This window comes from Lentzea terrae (genome assembly GCF_003265345.1).
In the GTDB taxonomy this organism is placed as follows: domain Bacteria; phylum Actinomycetota; class Actinomycetes; order Mycobacteriales; family Pseudonocardiaceae; genus Lentzea; species Lentzea terrae.
Window position 1 is genome coordinate 153,644 of sequence record NZ_QFWW01000004.1, and the last position, 18,518, is coordinate 172,161.

At 68.7% G+C, this 18,518-nt stretch carries 20 protein-coding genes; 8 read left to right on the top strand and 12 right to left on the bottom strand.

Going from position 1 to position 18,518, the window contains the following annotated elements; all coding sequences use genetic code 11:
- Positions 1–154: 154 nt before the first annotated feature.
- Together DI276_RS07565 and DI276_RS07570 are read right to left on the bottom strand one after the other, a co-directional pair.
- Positions 155–829 (bottom strand): Crp/Fnr family transcriptional regulator, encoded by a 675-nt coding sequence (locus tag DI276_RS07565; protein WP_030469453.1) that lies wholly within the window; start codon positions 827–829, stop codon positions 155–157.
- A 206-nt stretch (positions 830–1,035) separates the two neighbouring features.
- Positions 1,036–1,275, bottom strand: a complete 240-nt coding sequence (locus DI276_RS07570) for a hypothetical protein (protein WP_109630982.1) — start codon at positions 1,273–1,275, stop codon at positions 1,036–1,038.
- Between the two features lie 136 nt (positions 1,276–1,411).
- On the opposite strand from DI276_RS07570, the gene nth reads away from it, so the two are divergent.
- From nth to DI276_RS07590, 4 genes are read left to right on the top strand one after another with little or no spacing between them, the layout of a single operon-like run.
- Complete coding sequence (gene nth, locus DI276_RS07575) at positions 1,412–2,119, top strand: endonuclease III (protein ID WP_232836532.1); 708 nt, start codon at positions 1,412–1,414, stop codon at positions 2,117–2,119.
- Complete coding sequence (locus DI276_RS07580; RefSeq protein WP_112262559.1) at positions 2,116–2,679, top strand: TlpA family protein disulfide reductase; 564 nt, start codon at positions 2,116–2,118, stop codon at positions 2,677–2,679. Before nth ends, DI276_RS07580 begins: the two co-directional genes overlap by 4 nt.
- Positions 2,676–3,335, top strand: coding sequence for an NUDIX hydrolase (locus DI276_RS07585; protein ID WP_112262560.1), 660 nt, complete (start codon positions 2,676–2,678; stop codon positions 3,333–3,335). The genes DI276_RS07580 and DI276_RS07585 overlap by 4 nt, the downstream gene beginning before the upstream one ends.
- 15 nt (positions 3,336–3,350) lie before the next feature.
- The gene (locus DI276_RS07590) at positions 3,351–4,538 is read left to right on the top strand and encodes a MarP family serine protease (protein ID WP_112262561.1); all 1,188 of its coding nucleotides are present in this window, start codon (positions 3,351–3,353) and stop codon (positions 4,536–4,538) included.
- On the opposite strand, the gene DI276_RS07595 is transcribed toward DI276_RS07590, so the two are convergent.
- Positions 4,516–5,226, bottom strand: a complete 711-nt coding sequence (locus tag DI276_RS07595; protein WP_112262562.1) for a TetR/AcrR family transcriptional regulator — start codon at positions 5,224–5,226, stop codon at positions 4,516–4,518. The genes DI276_RS07590 and DI276_RS07595 overlap by 23 nt on opposite strands.
- 69 nt (positions 5,227–5,295) lie before the next feature.
- Here DI276_RS07595 and DI276_RS07600 point away from each other — a divergent pair, with 69 nt between their 5' ends.
- Positions 5,296–6,780: an FAD-dependent oxidoreductase gene (locus tag DI276_RS07600; protein WP_112262563.1), complete on the top strand. Its 1,485-nt coding sequence runs from the start codon at positions 5,296–5,298 to the stop codon at positions 6,778–6,780.
- Here DI276_RS07600 and DI276_RS07605 read toward each other — a convergent pair.
- The 4 genes from DI276_RS07605 to acs form a co-directional block, all read right to left on the bottom strand.
- Positions 6,752–7,669, bottom strand: a complete 918-nt coding sequence (locus DI276_RS07605; RefSeq protein ID WP_112262752.1) for an alpha/beta fold hydrolase — start codon at positions 7,667–7,669, stop codon at positions 6,752–6,754. The two genes, DI276_RS07600 and DI276_RS07605, sit on opposite strands and share 29 nt — an antisense overlap.
- Positions 7,666–8,106, bottom strand: a complete 441-nt coding sequence (locus DI276_RS07610; protein ID WP_232836507.1) for a phage holin family protein — start codon at positions 8,104–8,106, stop codon at positions 7,666–7,668. The genes DI276_RS07605 and DI276_RS07610 overlap by 4 nt, the downstream gene beginning before the upstream one ends.
- The gene (gene nhaA / locus DI276_RS07615; RefSeq protein ID WP_112262564.1) at positions 8,103–9,269 is read right to left on the bottom strand and encodes a Na+/H+ antiporter NhaA; all 1,167 of its coding nucleotides are present in this window, start codon (positions 9,267–9,269) and stop codon (positions 8,103–8,105) included. Before nhaA ends, DI276_RS07610 begins: the two co-directional genes overlap by 4 nt.
- A 128-nt stretch (positions 9,270–9,397) precedes the next feature.
- A complete protein-coding gene (gene acs, locus DI276_RS07620; RefSeq protein WP_112262565.1) occupies positions 9,398–11,380 on the bottom strand; it encodes an acetate--CoA ligase in 1,983 nt (660 codons plus the stop codon).
- Between the two features lie 259 nt (positions 11,381–11,639).
- Between acs and DI276_RS07625 the strand changes: the two genes are divergently transcribed.
- On the top strand, positions 11,640–12,368 hold the full coding sequence (locus DI276_RS07625) for a Fic family protein (RefSeq protein ID WP_112262566.1): 729 nt from the start codon (positions 11,640–11,642) through the stop codon (positions 12,366–12,368).
- Here the strand turns inward: DI276_RS07625 and kynU are convergent.
- Both kynU and DI276_RS07635 read right to left on the bottom strand, forming a co-directional pair.
- Positions 12,358–13,458 carry a kynureninase gene (gene kynU, locus DI276_RS07630; RefSeq protein ID WP_232836508.1) on the bottom strand — a complete coding sequence of 367 codons (1,101 nt, stop codon included), beginning with the start codon at positions 13,456–13,458 and terminating at the stop codon, positions 12,358–12,360. The two genes, DI276_RS07625 and kynU, sit on opposite strands and share 11 nt — an antisense overlap.
- Positions 13,455–14,270 carry a tryptophan 2,3-dioxygenase gene (locus tag DI276_RS07635; protein ID WP_112262568.1) on the bottom strand — a complete coding sequence of 272 codons (816 nt, stop codon included), beginning with the start codon at positions 14,268–14,270 and terminating at the stop codon, positions 13,455–13,457. Before DI276_RS07635 ends, kynU begins: the two co-directional genes overlap by 4 nt.
- 106 nt (positions 14,271–14,376) lie before the next feature.
- Between DI276_RS07635 and DI276_RS07640 the strand changes: the two genes are divergently transcribed.
- Together DI276_RS07640 and DI276_RS07645 are read left to right on the top strand one after the other, a co-directional pair.
- The gene (locus DI276_RS07640) at positions 14,377–14,817 is read left to right on the top strand and encodes an Lrp/AsnC family transcriptional regulator (protein ID WP_198680504.1); all 441 of its coding nucleotides are present in this window, start codon (positions 14,377–14,379) and stop codon (positions 14,815–14,817) included.
- 113 nt (positions 14,818–14,930) lie between these two features.
- A complete protein-coding gene (locus DI276_RS07645; protein ID WP_232836509.1) occupies positions 14,931–16,148 on the top strand; it encodes a cytochrome P450 in 1,218 nt (405 codons plus the stop codon).
- On the opposite strand, the gene DI276_RS07650 is transcribed toward DI276_RS07645, so the two are convergent.
- The 3 genes from DI276_RS07650 to DI276_RS07660 form a co-directional block, all read right to left on the bottom strand.
- A complete protein-coding gene (locus DI276_RS07650; RefSeq protein ID WP_112262570.1) occupies positions 16,137–17,048 on the bottom strand; it encodes an N-acetylmuramic acid 6-phosphate etherase in 912 nt (303 codons plus the stop codon). The two genes, DI276_RS07645 and DI276_RS07650, sit on opposite strands and share 12 nt — an antisense overlap.
- The gene (locus tag DI276_RS07655) at positions 17,045–17,965 is read right to left on the bottom strand and encodes a MurR/RpiR family transcriptional regulator (RefSeq protein ID WP_232836510.1); all 921 of its coding nucleotides are present in this window, start codon (positions 17,963–17,965) and stop codon (positions 17,045–17,047) included. The genes DI276_RS07650 and DI276_RS07655 overlap by 4 nt, the downstream gene beginning before the upstream one ends.
- Before the next feature lie 106 nt (positions 17,966–18,071).
- A complete protein-coding gene (locus DI276_RS07660; protein WP_198680505.1) occupies positions 18,072–18,518 on the bottom strand; it encodes a carboxymuconolactone decarboxylase family protein in 447 nt (148 codons plus the stop codon).

An 18,518-nucleotide genomic window follows, 5' to 3' on the forward strand; every position in this document is an offset into this window, starting at 1 on the left:
TGACTCATCCACCGAGACCAACCTCTGGCTTGAGGGTCGGGGCCTGCGCGCCAGAGGGATGGAAGGCACGGTTCGTCGGGGGATGGGCCGTGCAACACAAAGGACCGGTGCGCCACGTCGGGGGTGGCGCCCGGTCCTTTGTGTGTAACCAGCCTTAACGGGCCCGGCGAGCCAACCGCTCGGGGTCCAGGATCAGCACGCTCTTGCCTTCGAGCCGCAGCCAACCGCGGTGCGCGAAGTCGGCGAGCGCCTTGTTCACGGTCTCGCGGGACGCGCCGACGAACTGCGCGATCTCCTCCTGCGTCAGATCGTGCGTGACGCGGAGCAGGCCGGCCTCCTGCGAACCGAAGCGCTGTGCGAGCTGCAGCAACGCCTTGGCCACGCGGCCGGGCACGTCCGTGAAGATCAGGTCGGCCAGCATCGAGTTCGTCCGGCGCAGCCTGCGAGCCAGGGCCCGCAGCAGCTGCTCGGCGATCTCCGGCCGGTTGGTGATCCACTGCCGGAGCGCGGGGCGGTCCATGGACACCGCGCGCACCTCGGTCACCGTCGTCGCGGTCGACGTGCGGGGGCCGGGATCGAAAATGGACAGTTCGCCGAACATGTCGGAGGGTCCGAAGATCCCCAACAGGTTCTCGCGGCCGTCCGGCGACTTGCGGCCGATCTTCACCTTGCCGGACTGGATGATGTACAGGCGATCGCCCGGCTCACCCTCCGCGAAGATCACGTGGCCACGCGGGAACTCCACCGTCTCCAGAGTCTGCGCCAGCGCCTCTGCGGCTGCCGGGTCAACTCCCTGGAAGATGCCCGCTCGCGCCAGGGTCTCGTCCACCTCGTCCCTCCTAATCGACGCGACGGCACGCCTACCACCATCTTTGGTGGAGTCAGCGCCGTGCCGCCGATCACTGCGTTGCAGTCTAAGGGCTGCGTTGTGGATCGCCGCTCGGCTCGCCGTCTTACTAGGAACAACCCGACTGACTCGATCCAGAGCCCGACGAACCAGTTTACGCCATTCGGGTGGCTGTCAGGACACCGCCGTCAGCGGACGCGCTTGCGCACCGAGCCGCGGCCACGCCGACGCAGGCGGAACAGTTCCAGGGCGCGACCGATGCCGTGTCCGTAGAGCGCCTTGACCTCATCGGGCCTGGCGGACTCCAGGAACTCCTCGACCTCGTTCTCCTGCACGGCGACGTGCCGGAGCTTCGCTTCGACGCGCTCCATGAAGAGCGCGAAGAACATGATCACGATCGGGACGACGATCACAAACCAGGCAGTCATGATGCTCCGCAGTGTGGCGCATGTGGGATTCGAGTACGCGTCTAGGGGGTCGTGTCGGCGTGTTGACTACGCTGAATCAGTGCCCGCAACCAAGAAACCGGAAACCAAACTCGGCTTGACCCGCAGGGCCCGCCGGATGGTGCGCGTGCTTGCCGAGGGGTATCCCGACGCGCACTGCGAGCTGGACTTCACGACGCCACTCGAACTGATCGTGGCGGTCGTGCTGTCCGCGCAGTGCACCGACAAGAAGGTCAACGAGGTCACTCCCGCGCTCTTCGCGAAGTACCCGACGGCCGCCGACTACGCCGGCGCCGACCGGGTCGAACTCGAAGAGATGATCCGCCCGACCGGTTTCTACCGGAACAAGGCAACGTCTCTGCTCGGTCTCGGTGCTGCTCTGGTGGAGCAGTACGACGGTGTGGTTCCCGGCACTCTGGAGGAGCTGGTCAAGCTCCCAGGTGTAGGACGCAAGACCGCCAACGTGGTTCTGGGCAACGCGTTCGATGTGCCCGGCATCACAGTCGACACCCACTTCGGCCGGCTCGTCCGCCGCTGGGGCTGGACCGACCTCGAGGACGCGGTCAAGGTCGAGCACGCGGTCGGCGAGCTCATCGAGAAGCGCGACTGGACGATGGCCTCGCACTGGATCATCTTCCACGGTCGCCGCGTCTGCCACGCCAAAACCCCTGCGTGCGGTGCATGTCTGCTGATGAAGGACTGCCCCTCGTACGGCCTCGGCCCCGAGGACCCGGTCAAGGCCGCGAAGCTCGTGAAGGGTGACGAGAAGCCGCACCTGCTCGAGCTCGCCGACCGGGTCCGGTCCGGTGAGAAGCTGGTGGGGTGAACAACCGCAAGCGCTGGCTCGTCCTCGTGCTCGTCGTGGGTGTGGCGGGCGTCGTGGCGCTGTGGCCCCGTGACAGGTCACCGGAACCGCCGCCCACCTCGACCCGCCCGTCCCAGGACGTCGTCGCGTTGCGTCAGCAGGCACAGCTGCGGCCGTGCGTCCCAGGGGGCGAAGGCGGCGTGGACGTGACCTGCCTCGGCGACGGCACCCGGACGGCCCTCGCGCTGAAGGGGCCGCTCCTGATCAACTTCTGGGCGACCTGGTGCCAGCCGTGCCAGGAGGAGCTGCCCGTGCTCGAAACGTATGCGAAGCAACCAGGTGCGGTCCCGGTCGTCCCAGTTCTTGTGGACAGCAGGGAAGCCGACGGCCTGGAGCTGCTCGCGCGGCTCGGCGTGCGGCTGCCCTCGGTCTACGACAGCTCGGACGAGCTGCGCAAGCGCGTCAAGGCGCCGATAACGCTGCCCGCTACGTACTACGTGGCAGCGGACGGTTTGGTCCGGCGGATCACGGATCCGCCGGTCTTCACGGCGCCGGAGCAGGTGGAGAAGGCGGTTCGATGACGGAGGCAACAGAGCCACCCGACTGGATGCAGCGCCTGGCCAAGGCCACCGAGACGATCGACGCTCGATCGTTCATGCGGGACCCGCGGGCGCCGACGCGCGCCTACCGCGAGGCGGCCGTGCTGATGTTGTTCGGCGAGGACGAGGTCCACGGGCCGGACGTGTTGTTGCTGCGTCGCGCGGACACCCTGGGCTCGCATCCCGGCCAGGTCGCGTTCCCCGGCGGGGCGTCCGACCCGACCGACGACGGACCCGTCGCCACCGCATTACGCGAGGCTTACGAGGAGACCGGTGTACTTGCGTCAGGAGTGAGACCGCTCGCCCTGTTGCCGGAGCTGTACGTGCCGGTGTCGGGGTTCGTGGTCACACCCGTGCTCGCCTACTGGGAACAGCCGAGCCCCGTCGCACCTGTCGACCCGGCGGAGACCGCCGCCGTCGCACGGGTGCCGGTCGCGCACCTCGCCGATCCTGCGAACCGGTTCCGGGTGCGCCACCCTGCGGGTTACGTCGGAGCGGCCTTCTCCGCGCCGGGCATGCTGGTGTGGGGCTTCACCGCGGGGTTGATCAACGGCCTGATCGCACTCGGCGGCTGGGAACAGCCGTGGGATGCGACCGATGTGCGTGACCTTGAACTAGCGTTGCGCGCTACACAGTGAGGCGGAGGTTCTGGGTTGAACTGGGTTGACCTGCTGGTGCTGGGCCTTGCCGCGATAGCCGCGGTGTCCGGGGCCAGGCAAGGCATGGTCGTCGCGCTGCCCGCGTTCGTCGGTGTGCTCGTCGGCCTGATCCTCGGCACACAGATCGCGCCGCTGCTGGTGTCCCAGTTCGAGAACGTCGTGACCAAGGTCGTGTTCGCGGTCGGCATCGTCGTGCTGCTCGTGGCGCTGGGCGAGACGATCGGCGTCTACATCGGCCGGACGATCAAGGCGCGGGTCAACGCGTCGCCGTTGAAGGGCGCGGACAACGCGCTGGGTGCGATCGTGCAGGGCCTGGTCGTCTTCATCGTGGCGTGGATGATCGCGCTCCCACTGACCTCGGTCGTCGGCCTGCCGGATCTGTCCAAGTCGCTGAATCAATCGGTGATCCTCGGCAAGGTCAACGACACCATGCCGCAGGCCGCCAGGGTGCTGTCGAACGACCTGCAGAAGCTCTTCGACGTCTCGGGCTTCCCGGCGGCGATGGACCCGTTCAACCGCACGCCGCTCAAGGCGGTCGAGCCGCCGGACGGCAACCTCGCGAACTCCCCGGTGCAGCAGCGGCTGAAGTCCTCCGTGCTGAAGATCCGCGGCCGTGCGCCGTCGTGCTCGCGCGCCCTGGAAGGCACCGGGTTCGTGATCGCGCCGGAACGCGTCATGACCAACGCGCACGTCGTCGCCGGCACCAACGAGGTGACGGTCGAGGTCGGTCGCGGCCAGTTCGACGCGACCGTCGTCGCCTACGACCCGCGCATCGACATCGCCGTGCTCGCCGTGCCGGACCTGGAGGCCACGCCGTTGCAGTTCCGCACCGACGCGGTGCAGCCGGGCGAGGACGGCATCGTGCTCGGCTACCCGCTGGACGGCCCGTACAAGGCTTCCCCTGCCCGTGTCCGCGAGCGGATCGAGCTGCTGCGCGGGCCGGACATCTACGACGCCCAGACGGTGACGCGCGATGTCTACACGGTTCGCGCCGAGGTCCGGTCCGGCAACTCCGGTGGCCCGCTGGTCGACCCGAGCGGCCGCGTGATGGGCGTGGTCTTCGGTGCCGCCGTCGACGATCCGGAGACGGGCTTCGTGCTCACGGCCCAACAGGTGCAGTCGATGGCGCAGAAGGCGCCGACGCTGACCAGACGCGCCTCTACGCAGGGGTGTGCCTCGTAGCGATACCGTCGAGCACGTAGCTCAGGCCGATGTCGAACAACGGCCCGGCGCTCGTGTGCTCTGCCTCGTACATGACCTTGGCGAGCGTCGGAAACCTCCCAGTGGCCAGCATCCGCTGCATGTAGGGGCCGGACGCCGCCTGCCACTGCTCCTCGGTCATACCGCTGGCCTGCTCCTCGCGGGCCTCGGTGATCTCGTTGCGGACCGCGCCGTGGACGAACGCCATCACCGCGCTGACCGCGCCGAGCACGTGGTCGATGGTCGGGAACTCGGGCTTGCCGTCGAGGGTCGCCAGCGTCGCCTCGATGTACGTCAGCGAGTTCGGGCCGCGGTGCGGGCGGCCGCCGAGGAGGTCGACGAACCACGGGTGCCGCTTCGCCGCCGTGCGCATGCTGTGGGCGATCCGGGTGAGGGCGGCACGCCACTCGGTGCCGGGCTCGGGAAGCGCGATCTCTCCGTAGACGTCGTCGACCATGAGGTCGAGCAACTCGTCCTTGGTCTCGATGTAGCCGTAGAGGCGCATCGGACCGGCGTTCAGCGCGGCGGCGACCTTGCGCAACGACACCTCGTCGAGCCCACCCTCGTCGGCAAGCCTGATCGCGGCGCTCACGATCAAATCCCTGCTCAACGGGGTCGGTGACGGCCTGCTGGGCGGCTCTGGGCGGTCCCACACGAGTTCGTTCGACATCGAGCTGGACAATACAACGTCTCGTGGCGATACAGTGTATTGAACGATACGGCGTATCGAGGAGATGAGATGAAGACTTCGGTGTTGATCGTCGGGGGAGGGCTGGCGGGCACGTCGGCCGCGTTGTTCCTGGCCTGGCGCGGGGTGGACGTGACGTTGGTCGAGAAGCATCCGGGCAGCTCACCGCACCCGCGAGCGGTCGGCTTCACGGCGCGGACCGGCGAGTTGCTGCGCGCTCTCGGTCTTACCGCGGAGTTGCCGCCGAGCAAGGTGGCGAAGGGCTTCGGCGTCCGGCGGGTCCGGGTCGAGAGCCTGGTCGGGGAGCGGTTCGAGGAGACCTTCTGGTCGCCGCCCGCGGAGGTGTCGGAGATCGAGTACTCGCCCAGCACGGGCGTGGCGCTGGCCCAGGACCGGATGGAGCCGATCCTGCGGGACAAGGCCCGTGAGCTCGGCGCGGACATCCGGATGAGCACCCGGATGCTGGAGTTCTCCCAGGACGACGAGGGCGTCACGGCGATCGTGCGGGGTGACGGCGAGCCGTACGAGATCCGGGCGGACTACCTCATCGCGGCGGACGGGCATCGCAGCCCGATCCGGGAGGCGCTCGGCATCACCCGCAGCGGCCGCGGCTACATGCACACCTCGCGCAGCGTGCTGTTCCGCGCACCGTTGGAGGAGTACCTGAAGGACGGGATCGGTCAGTTCATCGTCGACGGCGTCGGCTTCCTGACCACGTACGGCGACGGCCGCTGGGTCCTGATGCTCGAAGATCGCGAGTACACCGAGGCCGAGCTGGTGCAGCAGATTCACCGGGCGATCGGCCGCGACGACCTCGATGTCGAGATCATCACCACCGGCCGCTGGACGATCAGCGCGGCGGTCGCGGACCAGTTCTCGAAAGGCCGGATCTTCCTGGCCGGCGACTCCGCGCACACGTTGCCGCCGAGCCGCGGCGGGTTCGGGGCGAACGTCGGCATCGAGGACGCGCACAACCTCGCGTGGAAGCTGGCCGCCGTGCTGACCGGCGAGTCACGTCCGTCCCTCTTGGACACCTACGACGCGGAACGGCGGCCGGTCGCGCTCCTGTGCCACCAGCAGATCTTCGCGCGCAACGACGGCCACAACCGCGACGGCGAACCGGAGGACGCGCCGTTGATCGACAACAACGCGATGCACTACGGCGTGCTCTACCGGTCGCACGCGGTGCTCGGCGCAGGCTCGGAACTGCCGCCGGCCCAACTCCCCGAGCAGTGGCACGGCCAGCCGGGCACGCGGGCTCCGCACGTCTGGATCGAGCCGGGGAAGTCCACTTTGGACCTGTTTCAGCGCAGCTGGGTGCTCGTCGCGGACCACCCGCAGTGGGAGGAAGCCGCTCAACAAGCCGGTGTCCAGTACGAACGCGTCGACCAGTTGGACGTGTTCGGACTGTCCGAAAAGGGCGCTTCGCTGGTGCGGCCCGACGGCTACGTCGCCTGGCGCTCGGTGGACCTGCCGGATGACCCGGCCGGCACCTTGCAGGCCGCGTTCAGGACGTCTTCTGCAGGAACTCGGTGATCAGCCTGCTCGTGGTGTGCGACGCCTCCTGGTTCGGGAAGTGCCCCACCTCGGGCAGGCACCGGAACTCCGACCCCGGCCCGAGCCACGGCCGCGAGTCGCGGGCGGACGACTCCAGGGTGATCGGGTCCAGCGCGCCGTGGATCTGCAGCACCGGCACCTGCATCGGTTTGTCGACGGCCTCGGTGAACCGGCGGCCGTCGCTGCGGATCTGCGAGCGCACCGCCCAGCGGTAGTACTCCATGGCGCTGTGCGCGACGCCCGGCACCATCATCGCCTGTCGGCAGCGGCGGATCACCTCGTCGAACTCGGGCGCCGACCGCCACTTCTGGCCGGACCACGCCGACAGCAGCCGGGCGACCTGCATCGCGTTCTGACCGGTCAGCCAGCGTTCGGGGTAGATCGGCAGCTGGAAGCGCAGCACGTGCGAGTTGACGCGGGGATGCCTGCGGAACGCCCGGCGCATCGCCAGCGGGTGCGGTGCGGCCAGCACCGAGATCGACGAGACCAGGCGCGGGTGGATCGCACCGACGGTCCAGGCCGTGGCGCCGCCCCACGCGTGACCCACCAGGTGTGCGCGTTGGGCGCCGAGCGCCTTGATCAGCCCGGCGATGTCACCGGCGAGCGTGAAGCCGTCGTAGCCGCGCGGTGGTTTGTCCGAGTCGCCGTACCCGCGCAGGTCGACCGCCACCGCGCGGTAACCGGCCTCGGCCAGTGCGGTCAGCTGGTGCCGCCACGACCACCAGAACTCGGGGAAGCCGTGCAGGAGCAGCACGAGCGGTCCCTCGCCGAGCTCGGCGACGTGCAGGCGGATGCCGTTGGCCGAGACGTCGCGGTGCGTCCAGGGACCCGCGACCCGCACCACCGACGGGTCGGGTTTGCGGCTCAGTGGTCGTCGCCCCTGCGAGTCAGGGCCGCGACCGTGTCCCTCGCGGCCGCGATCGACTTCTCCGGCGCCCTGATCTTGCGCACCTTGCGGTAGCCGAGCAGCGCGCAGAGGACGGCGGTCAGGAACATGACCACGAACACCAGGAGGAAGCCGCCCCACGTGTGCCAGCCGAACCACTGGGCGAACCCGTACCCGAGGAACATGAAGAAGAAGAACAGGCTGAAGCACAACACCGTCAGCGCGACGATGAAGAAGACGCTGCCCTTCACGCCCTTCTTGATCTCGGCGGCGATCTCGCCCTTGGCGAGCTCGACCTCTGCTCTGACCAGAGTCGACATGTGCGAGGTCGCGTCACGGACGAGACCGCCGATCGACGCCTCGGCCGTCGGGTCGTCTGCGGTCAGCGGAATCGACGCGATGTGCTCCCTGGTGGTCACCCGGACATGGTGCCATGCGCCCGGCTGCGACGAATGAGCAACACCGCGGCGAGCAGCGACGCGATCATCGAGGCGAGCAGAACGGCGGCCTTCGCGGTCTCGGGCTCCTCGAGGGACAGCTCGGCGATCAACAGGCTGACCGTGAACCCGACCCCGCCGAGCACCGCCACCGCCACGATGTCCCGCGGCCCCGCACCCGACGGCCAGACCGCGGCCTTGAACCACACCGCGAGTGCCGACGCCCCGACGATCCCGATCACCTTGCCCACGACGAGCCCGACGATCACACCGATGGCGATCTTGTCCGCGAAGAGCTTCCCGAGGGCCTCGGCGCCCACCGGCACACCCGCCGCGAACAGCGCGAACACCGGCACGGCCACGCCGGCCGACCACGGCTGCAGCCGGTGTTCGAGCCTGATCGCGGGCGCCTCCTGCTCGTACGGGTCGCGCCTCACCCGCGTCAGCAACGCCAGCGCGACGCCGGCGATCGTCGCGTGGATGCCCGACTCGTGCATGAACCACCACGTGGCCAACGCGATCGGCACGTAGAGGAACGGCGAGGTGATCCTCTTGTGCTGCAGGAACCAGTACAGCGCCAGCAGCAGCACGACCGCGCCCGCCGCGAGCAGGTTGAACTTCGCCGTGAACAAGACCGCGATCACGATGATCGCGCCCAGGTCGTCGACCACGGCCAGCGACAGCAGGAAGACCCGCAGGCTCGACGGCAGCCCGGACGCGGTCAGTGCCAGCACGCCGAGCGCGAACGCGATGTCCGTCGCGACCGGAATCGCCCACGCCTTCTCGATCCCCGGCTGTCCCCAGCCGATCGTCAACGCGATCAGGGCGGGCACGATCATGCCGCCGATCGCCGCGGCCACGGGCAGGATCGCGGCCTTGAACTCCGACAGCTCCCCGACGACGAGCTCGCGCTTGAGCTCGAGCCCGGCGACGAAGAAGAAGAGCGCCAGCAACCCGTCCGTGGCCCACTCACCGACGGACAGCGGTCCAGCGTGGAGGTCCCGTAGTCCGAAGTAGGCGGGAGCCCACGGCGAGTTGGCCCACAACAACGCAATGGCCGTTGCTCCGAGCAGCACATAGCCACCGACGGTTTCCGTGCGGAGGTAACGGGCGAACTCGGCGACAACGGCCTTCTTGCGCGACAACAGGGCTCCCGGGGCGGTCAGCAGGTACGACGAATACTCGTGCCGACCAGACTTCCCGGCTCACCCTGATGGGATCTTAACGCGAACGGGCGCCCTCCACCGAGGGCGCCCGTCACGGTTTGTGCAGATCAGTCTTCGGACTTGCCCGACTGCAGACCCGCGGAGATCAGGTCCATGACCGACGAGTCGGCCAGCGTCGTCACGTCACCGACGGCGCGGTTCTCGGCCACGTCGCGCAGCAGGCGGCGCATGATCTTGCCGGACCGCGTCTTCGGCAGCTCCGGCACGACCATGATCTGACGCGGCTTGGCGATCGGGCCGATCTCCTTGGCCACGTGGTCGCGCAGCGCCTTGATCGCCTCGGCGCCACCGGCGTCGGAACCCGCGCCACCGCGCAGGATCACGAACGCCACGATGCCCTGGCCCGTGGTCGCGTCGGACGCGCCGACGACGGCCGCCTCGGCCACGGTCGGGTGCGAGACCAGCGCGGACTCGACCTCGGTCGTGGAGATGCGGTGGCCGGACACGTTCATCACGTCGTCGACGCGGCCGAGCAGCCAGATGTCGCCGTCGTCGTCGTACTTGGCGCCGTCGCCGGCGAAGTAGAAGCCCTGGTCGGCGAAGCGCGACCAGTAGGTGTCGCGGTAGCGCTCCTCGTCGCCCCAGATGCCGCGCAGCATCGACGGCCACGGCTCGTCGAGCACCAGGTAACCGCCGCCACCGTGCGGAACCTCGACGCCCTCGTCGTTGACGACCTTCGCGCCGATGCCGGGCAGCGGGCGCTGCGCCGAACCGGGCTTGGTCGACACGACGCCGGGCAGCGGCGAGATCATGATCGCGCCGGTCTCGGTCTGCCACCACGTGTCGACGATCGGGGCCGAGCCACCGCCGACGTTCTCGCGGTACCAGATCCAGGCCTCGGGGTTGATCGGCTCGCCGACCGAACCCAGCACGCGCAGCGAGCTGAGGTCGAACTTGGCCGGGATCTCCGCGCCCCACTTCATGAAGGTGCGGATCAGCGTCGGCGCCGTGTAGTAGATCGAGACGCCGTACTTCTGCACGATCTCCCAGTGGCGGCCCTCGTGCGGGGTGTTCGGCGTGCCTTCGTAGACGACCTGCGTCACGCGGTTCGACAGCGGGCCGTAGACGATGTAGCTGTGGCCGGTGACCCAGCCGATGTCCGCGGTGCACCAGTAGACGTCGGTGTCCGGCTTGAGGTCGAACACGTTGTGGTGCGTGTACGACGCCTGCGTGAGGTAGCCGCCGGACGTGTGCAGGATGCCCTTCGGCTTACCCGTGGTGCCCGAGGTGTAGAGGATGAAGAGCGGGTGCTCGGAGTCGAACGCCTCCGGGGTGTGCTGGTCGGACTGCGCGTCCACCAGCTCGTGCCACCACACGTCCTTGTCGGTCCACGCGACCTCGGTGTCGGTGCGCTTGACGACGAGCACCTTCTCCACGGACGGCGCGCCGGCGACGGCCTCGTCCACGGCGGGCTTCAGCGGAGCCGGGGTGCCGCGGCGGTACTGGCCGTCGGTGGTGATGACGAGCTTGCAGGACGAGTCCTCGATGCGGGTGCGCAGCGCCTCGGCGGAGAAGCCGCCGAACACGACGCTGTGCATCGCGCCGAGCCGGGCGCAGGCGAGCATCGCGAAGATCGCCTCGGGAACCATCGGCATGTAGATCGCGACGCGGTCCTCGGCGCCGATCCCCAGCGACTTCAACGCGTTGGCGGCCTTGGAGACCTCGCGCTGCAGCTCGCCGTAGGTGATGGCGCGGGAGTCGCCGGGCTCGCCCTCCCAGTGGATCGCGACCTGGTCACCGTGGCCGGACTCGACGTGCCGGTCGACGCAGTTGTAGGCGACGTTGAGCTTGCCGCCCACGAACCACTTGGCGAACGGTGCGTCCGACCAGTCCAGCACCTGCGTCCACTTGGTGTCCCAGTGCAGCCGTTCCGCCTGCTTCGCCCAGAACGCCTCGCGGTCGGCCTTCGCCTCCTCGTACAGCTCGGGCTGCGCGTTCGCCTGCGCCGCGAACTCCGCGGAGGGCGGGAACGTCCTGCTCTCCGTGAGCAGGTTGTCCAGAGCTTGGCCCTGGCCTGGCGACTGCGTCATGGTGCGAGACCTCCTGGAAAATCCAGACCGGTTGGGGATGCGGGTACTGACCGTAGTGCGAGCCAGTTCACTTCCAACAGGCTCCTCCCCCGAAAGGTTCAGACCAATCTGGGGTGGATGGAAACACGGCTGTCATTGTGTAACCCGTTTTGTCTGGTCTAGGCACGTGTGGCGCGATGAACGGGCGAAGTTGCGCGCTCAACGGTCCGGCGAGTGAGCTGGATCACGCGTTTCACCTGGTCAGGTACTCTGCGCGACCGTGACCGATCCGCTTGCTCCGCTGCTTTCCTTGCCCGGTGTGGCTGACGCCGCCAACGCGGCCAAGGACGCCGTCTTCCAGGTGCACCGCCATCGGGTGAATCTGCGCGGCTGGGCCACGACCGCGGCGGAAGCGTCCGTCCGCGCGGCCCGTGCGTCGGCGGCGCTGGAGGGCGGGCCGACCGAGATTCCATCGTCGGGTGAGGTCTCAGACCCCGTCCTGGCAGGGTCTTTGCGGGTCGCCGAGGCGTTGGGCGGTCTGGTCGGCACGTGGCAGCGCGCGCCGTTGCAGGCGCTCGCGCGGTTGCACGTGCTGGCCGCTGCGGACCTGACGTCCGAGGTCGGCCGGCCGCGGGTGGCCGCGGACGTGTCGCAGCGACTCGACCTGCTCGGGTCGTTGGTCACCGGCGGAACGTCCGTGCCGGCACCGGTGCTGGTCGCGGTGGTGCACGGCGAGCTGCTCGGCCTGGCGCCGTTCGACGTGGCCAACGGCGTGGTGGCACGTGCGGCCGCGCGGCTGACGTCGATCTCCACCGGCCTCGACCCCAAGGGTCTCGGTGTGCCGGAGGTGGCTTGTTTGAGGAGGTCCGCCGAGTACGAGGCCGCGTCCGTGGCGTTCGCGTCCGGGGAGCTGGACGGGCTGGCTCAGTGGATCCTGTTCGTCTGCTCGGCGTTGGAGGCGGGCGCCCGCGAGGCGAAGAGCATCGCGGACGCCGCACTCACCGGGTGATTTCAGCCAGGACCTCGGCCGCCTTGATCGCGTCCTCGTCGGTCACGTAGAGCGGCGCGAACCCGAAGCGGAGGACGTCCGGCGGCCGGTGGTCGCCGATGACTCCGCGTGCGATCAGTTCGTCCATGACGTTCTTCGCGTCCGGGCAGCGCACCGAGATCTGGTTGCCGCGGACCTCTGGCGTGATCACTTCGAGGTTCGTGAGCTTCTCGACGTGCTCGCGGAACAGGGCCGTCAGCGCGAGGCCGCGTTGCCGCAGCTCGGCCAGGTCGACGTCGTCCCACACGTCCAGGGCAGCGTCGAGGGCGAGCATCGACAGGATGTCCGGGGTGCCGACGCGCGCCCGCACGATGCCGGGGTCGGGTTCGTAGCTCGGCTCCATCGCGAACGGCTCGCGGTGGCCGTTCCACCCCGACAGCGGGTTCTCGAAGGTGGCCTGCTTGTGCTTCGGCACGTAGATGAACGCCGGTGCGCCCGGTCCGCCGTTGAGGAACTTGTAGGTGCAGCCGACGGCGAAGTCGACGTTCAGCGCGTCCAGCTCGATCGGCAGCACGCCCGCGCTGTGGCAGAGGTCCCAGACCACCTGTGCCCCAACACCGTGCGCCTGCTCGGTCAGCGCCTTCATGTCGTTGAGCGCGCCGGTCCGGTAGTCGACGTGGTTGACCAGCACCACGGCGGTGTCCTCGGTGAGGTCCAAAGAGGACGGATGCGCGGCCCGGATCTTCAGCCCGCTCAGTTCCGCGACCGACTGCGCGATGTAGCCGTCGGTCGGGAACGTCGACTCGTCGCACACGATCTCGGTGCGACTCGTCCCCTTCACCGCGCCCATCAACGCCTTGAAGACGTTGACCGACGTGGAGTCACCGACGACGACCTGGCCTTCTGCTGCTCCGATCAGCCGGCCGATCCGGTCGCCGATCCGTTGCGGCGCCTCCCACCAGCCCTCGGACCACGACCTGATCAGCCGCGTGCCCCACTGGTGTTGCACGACCTCCTGCACGCGTTCGGCGACGTGCTTCGGCGGTGCGCCGAGCGAGTTGCCGTCGAGGTAGATGACGCCTTCGGGAATGTCGAACAGCTCGCGCTTCACACGTAGCTCCTGGCAGTCCACAGCTCGGGGAACACCGCTCGTTGGGTGCGCTTCTCCAGCCAGGCAACACCAGCGGACCCGCCGGTGCCCACCTTCGCTCCCATCGACCGCCGGGTCGCGAGCAGGTGGTCATAGCGCCACCGCGCGAACTCCTCGGCGATGTCGGTCAGCGCCTCGCCGAGCTCCAGCAGGTCGCGGTCGTCGCCGCGGTAGATCTCCGCCCACACCTGCTCGACCTCTGCCGACGCCTCGTACGCCTTGGTCAGGTCGCGGTCGAGGATCTCCTGCGGGATGGCGAACCCGCGGCGTTTCAACGCAGCCAGCACGTCGTCGTACAGCGAGGGCTTCGCGAGCGACTCCTCCAGCTGCGCGTGCATCGCCGGCACCGCGCGGTGCGGCACGAGCATCGACGCGGACTTCTCGCCGAGCAGGAACTCCATCTCGCGGTACATGCCCGACTGGAAGCCGCTGCCCTCGCCGAGCGCGTCGCGGAACGAGTTGAACTCGGTGGGCGTCATCCGCGCGATCGGCCGCCATGCCGCCGACAGCGCCTGCAGGTGCAGGTCGGACCTCCGCAGCGTGCGGACGGCAGCCCTGAGGTCGTCCTGGCGGAGCTCGGTCTGGGCCTGCCGCCACTCGAAGCAGAGCAGGCCGAAGTACAGCTCCATCACCTGTGTGATGACCAGGAACGACATCTCGCGCGGATCTTTGGACCACTGCTGTTGAAGGGTGTGCAGCACCGACGCGTGCACGTAGTCCTCGTACGGCGTGGTGCCGCCGAAATCCAGCTTGGGGGACACGGGGCAGCTCATGCCGTCAATCCTCCTAGCTGCGCCGCATCACCTGAATGGACGACGAAAGGCGTTCGGCCCGAACTTCTTTCAAACGCAAAGCAAGACGCGGAGTAGCTTTGCGTTCATGCTGGACGACGTCGACAAGGCCCTCTTGGAGGCACTCCAAGAAGATGCGCGCCTGTCGTACAACGAGCTCGCACGCCGCGTGCACGTCTCACCGCCGACGGTCGCCCAACGCGTCCGCAGGCTGGAGAACATGGGCGCCATCACGGGCTATCGCGCCGTGGTCGACCCCACCGTCGTCGGCCGCCCAGTCGTCGCGTTGGTGCGCATGAAGTGCTACGGCCCGCGGTGCATCACGGTCCACCCGGAGCTGCTCGACGACGTGCCGGAGGTCGTCGAGGTGGTGCGGCTGACGGGGGAGATCTGCTCGGTCGTGAAGGTCGTCACGACGTCGATCGTCGAGTTGGAACGGCTGCTGGTCCGATTGGCCGCGCATGGGGAGACGTCCAGCGCAATGGTGCTGTCGACACCCATCCCGTGGCGTCCGGTGCTGCCGGGGTGACGAACCGGATCTTCGTGAGATGCGGATTGACCTGGTTGTCGCGCCACGGTAGCTACAGGAGTGGTGTTGCCCGTCTGTCCTGACAGACGTCGAACCACGAGACGGAGCATATGGTGGGAGATAGTGTCCAGGACCGGATCCGTAGTTTCGATCACCACGATCCTGCTGTCGCACCAACGATTCACACCACCCTGGCCGAGCTGCGCGAGGCTCACCCGGTCGCACGCAGCGACGCCTACGACGGCTTCTACCTCGTGACGAAGCAGGACGACATCGTGGCCGTCGCCAAGGACGGGCAGACCTTCAGCGCGGCGGTGCAGGGTCTGGGTGCGGTGACGATGGTGCCGGACGCCGAGACCACCCGTGCACCGCTGTTCGAGTCCGATCCGCCGGTGCACTCGGCGTGGCGCAAGATCCTCCACGACTACTTCACGCCGCCCGCCGTCCGGGCGCACGAACAGTTCATCCGGCAGGTGACCGATCGGGTCGTCGACGAGCTCGCTCCGCGCGGCGGCTGCGAGGTGGTCGGTGACCTGGCGGCACACATCCCGTCCCTCGTGATCGCCGAGGTGATGGGTGTCCCGCTGGAACGCCAGGACGAACTCGCCGCGTTGACACGCAATCTCGTCGTGCCGCCATCAGGGCCGGACGCTCCCCGGCCAGGTGACGGACTGGTCGAGTTCCTGCGCGACGAGATCGCGGAGCGCCGAGACCGGGAAGATCAGCACGACGTGCTGACCGCGATCGTCCACGCGGAGGTGGACGGGCGCCCGGCAACCGACGCCGAACTGCTCAAGTACGCGTTCCTCATGATCAGCGCTGGATTTCTCACCACCGTCGACACCATCTCCAGCCTGATGCTGCAGCTGGCGCGGGATCCCGGGACGCGCCGCGGAGTCGCCGAGGACCGCGCACTGCTGCCGGCGCTGATCGAGGAGGCCGTGCGCCACGAGTCCGCGGTGGCCGCGACCGGCCGCACCGTGCTCGCCGAGACCACGCTCCGCGGTGTCGCTCTGCAGCCAGGTGACCGGCTGCTGCTGGCCTGGGGTTCGGGATGCCGCGACGAGCAGTACGTCGACGACCCTGACGCGTTCCGGCTCGACCGGCAGCGGCGGGGACGCGATCTCGGCTGGGGCGCGGGCGTGCACCGGTGCCTGGGCATGCACCTGGCCCGCCTGGAACTGGGCATCGTGTTCGACAAGGTCCTGACCACGATCGGTGAGTTCGAGGTGGCGCCCGGAACCGAGCCCACCCGCACCTACGGCGTGCTGCGCGGGGTCCGCAACCTGCACCTGACGTGGCCCACCGGCGCCGACACGTCAGCCGGCTAGTCGATCGAGCGCGTTGCGGACGTGGCCCTTCGTGTCCTCCAGGGCAGCGGCCGCACGTTCGGTCGGCACCCCGGACAGCAGGTGCACCAGCGCCACCTTGAGGTCGCCGGACGCGTCCGCCAACGCCTGCGCGCAGTCGTTCTCGGGCAGCCCGGTGGCCTCGCGCAGGATCCGGACCGTCCGGCCGCGCAGCTTCGCGTTCGTCGCCCGCATGCTGACCATCAGGTTCGAGTAGGTGCGGCCGAGCTTGACCATCACCGCCGTCGAGAACGACGTCAGCACGAGCTTCTGCGCCGAGCCCGCCTTCATCCTGGTCGAACCCGCGATGGCCTCCGGGCCGGTGTTCAGGGTCACGAGCACGTCGGGCGTGATCGGCACCGAGGCGTTGTTCGACACCAGCACCGTGTGGGCGCCAAGCGCTTGCGCCTCTTCCAGCGCGCCGATCACGAACGGCGTGCGTCCGGACGCCGTCACGCCCACGACCAGGTCTTTCGCCGTGGCCGAGCGGCGGATCTGGGACGCGCCGGAGTGGTCCTCGACCTCCTCGACCGCGCGGACGAGGGCCTCGGAGCCGCCCGCGTGGTGGGCGACGAACCACTCGGCCGGCGCGTTGAACGTGGGCACCAGCTCGGCGGCGTCCAGCGTGGCCAGGCGGCCGGACGTGCCGGCGCCGACGTAGTGGACGCGACCGCCCGACATGATCGCGGTGACGCCGAGGTCGACGGCGCGCGCCAGTTCCGGCAGTGCCGCGGCGACCGCGGCCGGGACCGTGCGGTCCTCGTCGTTGATCATCCGCAGCACGTCGATCGTGGGGACCCGGTCGATGTCGGCCGTGCGAGGGTTCCGCTGCTCCGTCGGAGATTCCACGCGCACCACCACACCGTTCCGGGGGGAGATCATTTAGTCGTCTCCCGCGGCCGTCGGCGACCGTCTGGTCTCGCTCCCAGCCGGTGGCCGGACACCGCTTCGTAGGTCGCCTCCAGCGCCGTCTTCGCCGTCTCCACGTGGTGTTGGGCGACGCCGATGAACAGGCAGTCGATCACGGTCAGCTGGGCGATGCGGCTCGCCATCGCGCCGGAGCGGAACGTGGTCTCGCGCGCGGCCGTCGTCAGCACGTGGTCGGCGACCTCGGTGATGGGCGAGCGCGGGAAGTTCGTCAGCGCGACGGTGGTGGCGCCGGTCTCGCGGGCCACCCGCAGCGCCTCGACGGTCTCCGCGGTCGAGCCGGTGTGCGAGATGCCGACGGCGACGTCCGCGCCGGTCAGCACGGCGGCCGAGGTCAGCGCGATGTGCGTGTCGTTCCACGCGAAGCAGGTCAGGCCGATGCGGTGCAGCTTCTGCTGCAGGTCGAACGCGACGAACGCGGAGGCGCCGAAGCCGTAGACGTCGACGCGGCGGGCGCCTGCGACGGCTTGGACGACCTTGTCGAGCGACTCGATGTCGAGCTGCTCCGCGGTCTCCTCGACGGCGCGGGCGTCGGCGTACGCGACCTTGCCCACGACCTGCTTGAGGTCGTCGCCAGGCAGGATGTCGCCGCCCATGTCGTGGTTGGCCCTGGCCTGGCTGCGTGCGGTGTCGGCGGCGAGCGCGATGCGCAGCTCCGGGTATCCACCCACACCGATGGCCTTGCAGAAGCGCGTCACCGTCGTCTCACTCGTGCCCGCCTGCTCGGCGACCTCGGTGATGCTGCGGTGCGCGACCGTCGCCGGGTTCTCCAGGACCACCTTCGCGACGCGCTGCTCTGCGCGTGCGAGACCCGGCAGCAACGACCGGATCTTCACCAGCGGACTGGACTCGGCACTGCTCTCAGTGGACACGTGGGAAACTTACTAACCGCTACTCCTAGGGTCAACGGAGTGTGGGCGCAACTCACCCCAACTGTGTCCGAAAGTCACCCCGTACGGGCGAATCTGCGGCGGCGTGTCACCGGACGTGGAAGGGCTTCCTGGTAGAGACGGCGATCCGGTTCCACGAGTTGATGGTGAAGATCAGCGCGATGAGCTGAGCCAGCTCCTCTTCGTCGAAGTGCTTCGCGGCCCGTTCGTAGACCTCGTCGCTGACGTACTCGTGGCTGCTCATCACCGTGATGGCCTCGGTCAGCAGCAGCGCGGCCTGCTCCTTCTCGGTGTAGACGTCGCCGGCCTCCTCCCACGCGTTGAGGAGGTAGATGCGCGCCTCGGACTCACCACCCTTTCGGGCGTCAGCCGTGTGAATGTTGATGCAGTAGGCGCAGTGGTTCAGCTGGGACGCCCGGATGCGGACGAGCTCAGCGAGCCGCTCGTCGAACCCTTCGCGGGTGGCGGCGTCGAGAGCGATCATGGCGCGGTAGACCTTCGGGGCCTTCTTGGCGAGGTCGATTCGGTTTGTCAT

Bases quoted from the DNA above. Each gene is read 5' to 3' on its own strand.
- DI276_RS07570 (WP_109630982.1), bottom strand. From the start codon at position 1,275: ATGACTGCCTGGTTTGTGATCGTCGTCCCGATCGTGATCATGTTCTTC.
- nth (WP_232836532.1), top strand. From the start codon at position 1,412: ATGGTGCGCGTGCTTGCCGAGGGGTATCCCGACGCGCACTGCGAGCTG.
- DI276_RS07585 (WP_112262560.1), top strand. From the start codon at position 2,676: ATGACGGAGGCAACAGAGCCACCCGACTGGATGCAGCGCCTGGCCAAG.
- DI276_RS07595 (WP_112262562.1), bottom strand. From the start codon at position 5,226: ATGTCGAACGAACTCGTGTGGGACCGCCCAGAGCCGCCCAGCAGGCCG.
- DI276_RS07600 (WP_112262563.1), top strand. From the start codon at position 5,296: ATGAAGACTTCGGTGTTGATCGTCGGGGGAGGGCTGGCGGGCACGTCG.
- acs (WP_112262565.1), bottom strand. From the start codon at position 11,380: ATGACGCAGTCGCCAGGCCAGGGCCAAGCTCTGGACAACCTGCTCACG.
- DI276_RS07635 (WP_112262568.1), bottom strand. From the start codon at position 14,270: ATGAGCTGCCCCGTGTCCCCCAAGCTGGATTTCGGCGGCACCACGCCG.
- DI276_RS07640 (WP_198680504.1), top strand. From the start codon at position 14,377: ATGCTGGACGACGTCGACAAGGCCCTCTTGGAGGCACTCCAAGAAGAT.
- DI276_RS07650 (WP_112262570.1), bottom strand. From the start codon at position 17,048: ATGATCTCCCCCCGGAACGGTGTGGTGGTGCGCGTGGAATCTCCGACG.
- DI276_RS07660 (WP_198680505.1), bottom strand. From the start codon at position 18,518: ATGACAAACCGAATCGACCTCGCCAAGAAGGCCCCGAAGGTCTACCGC.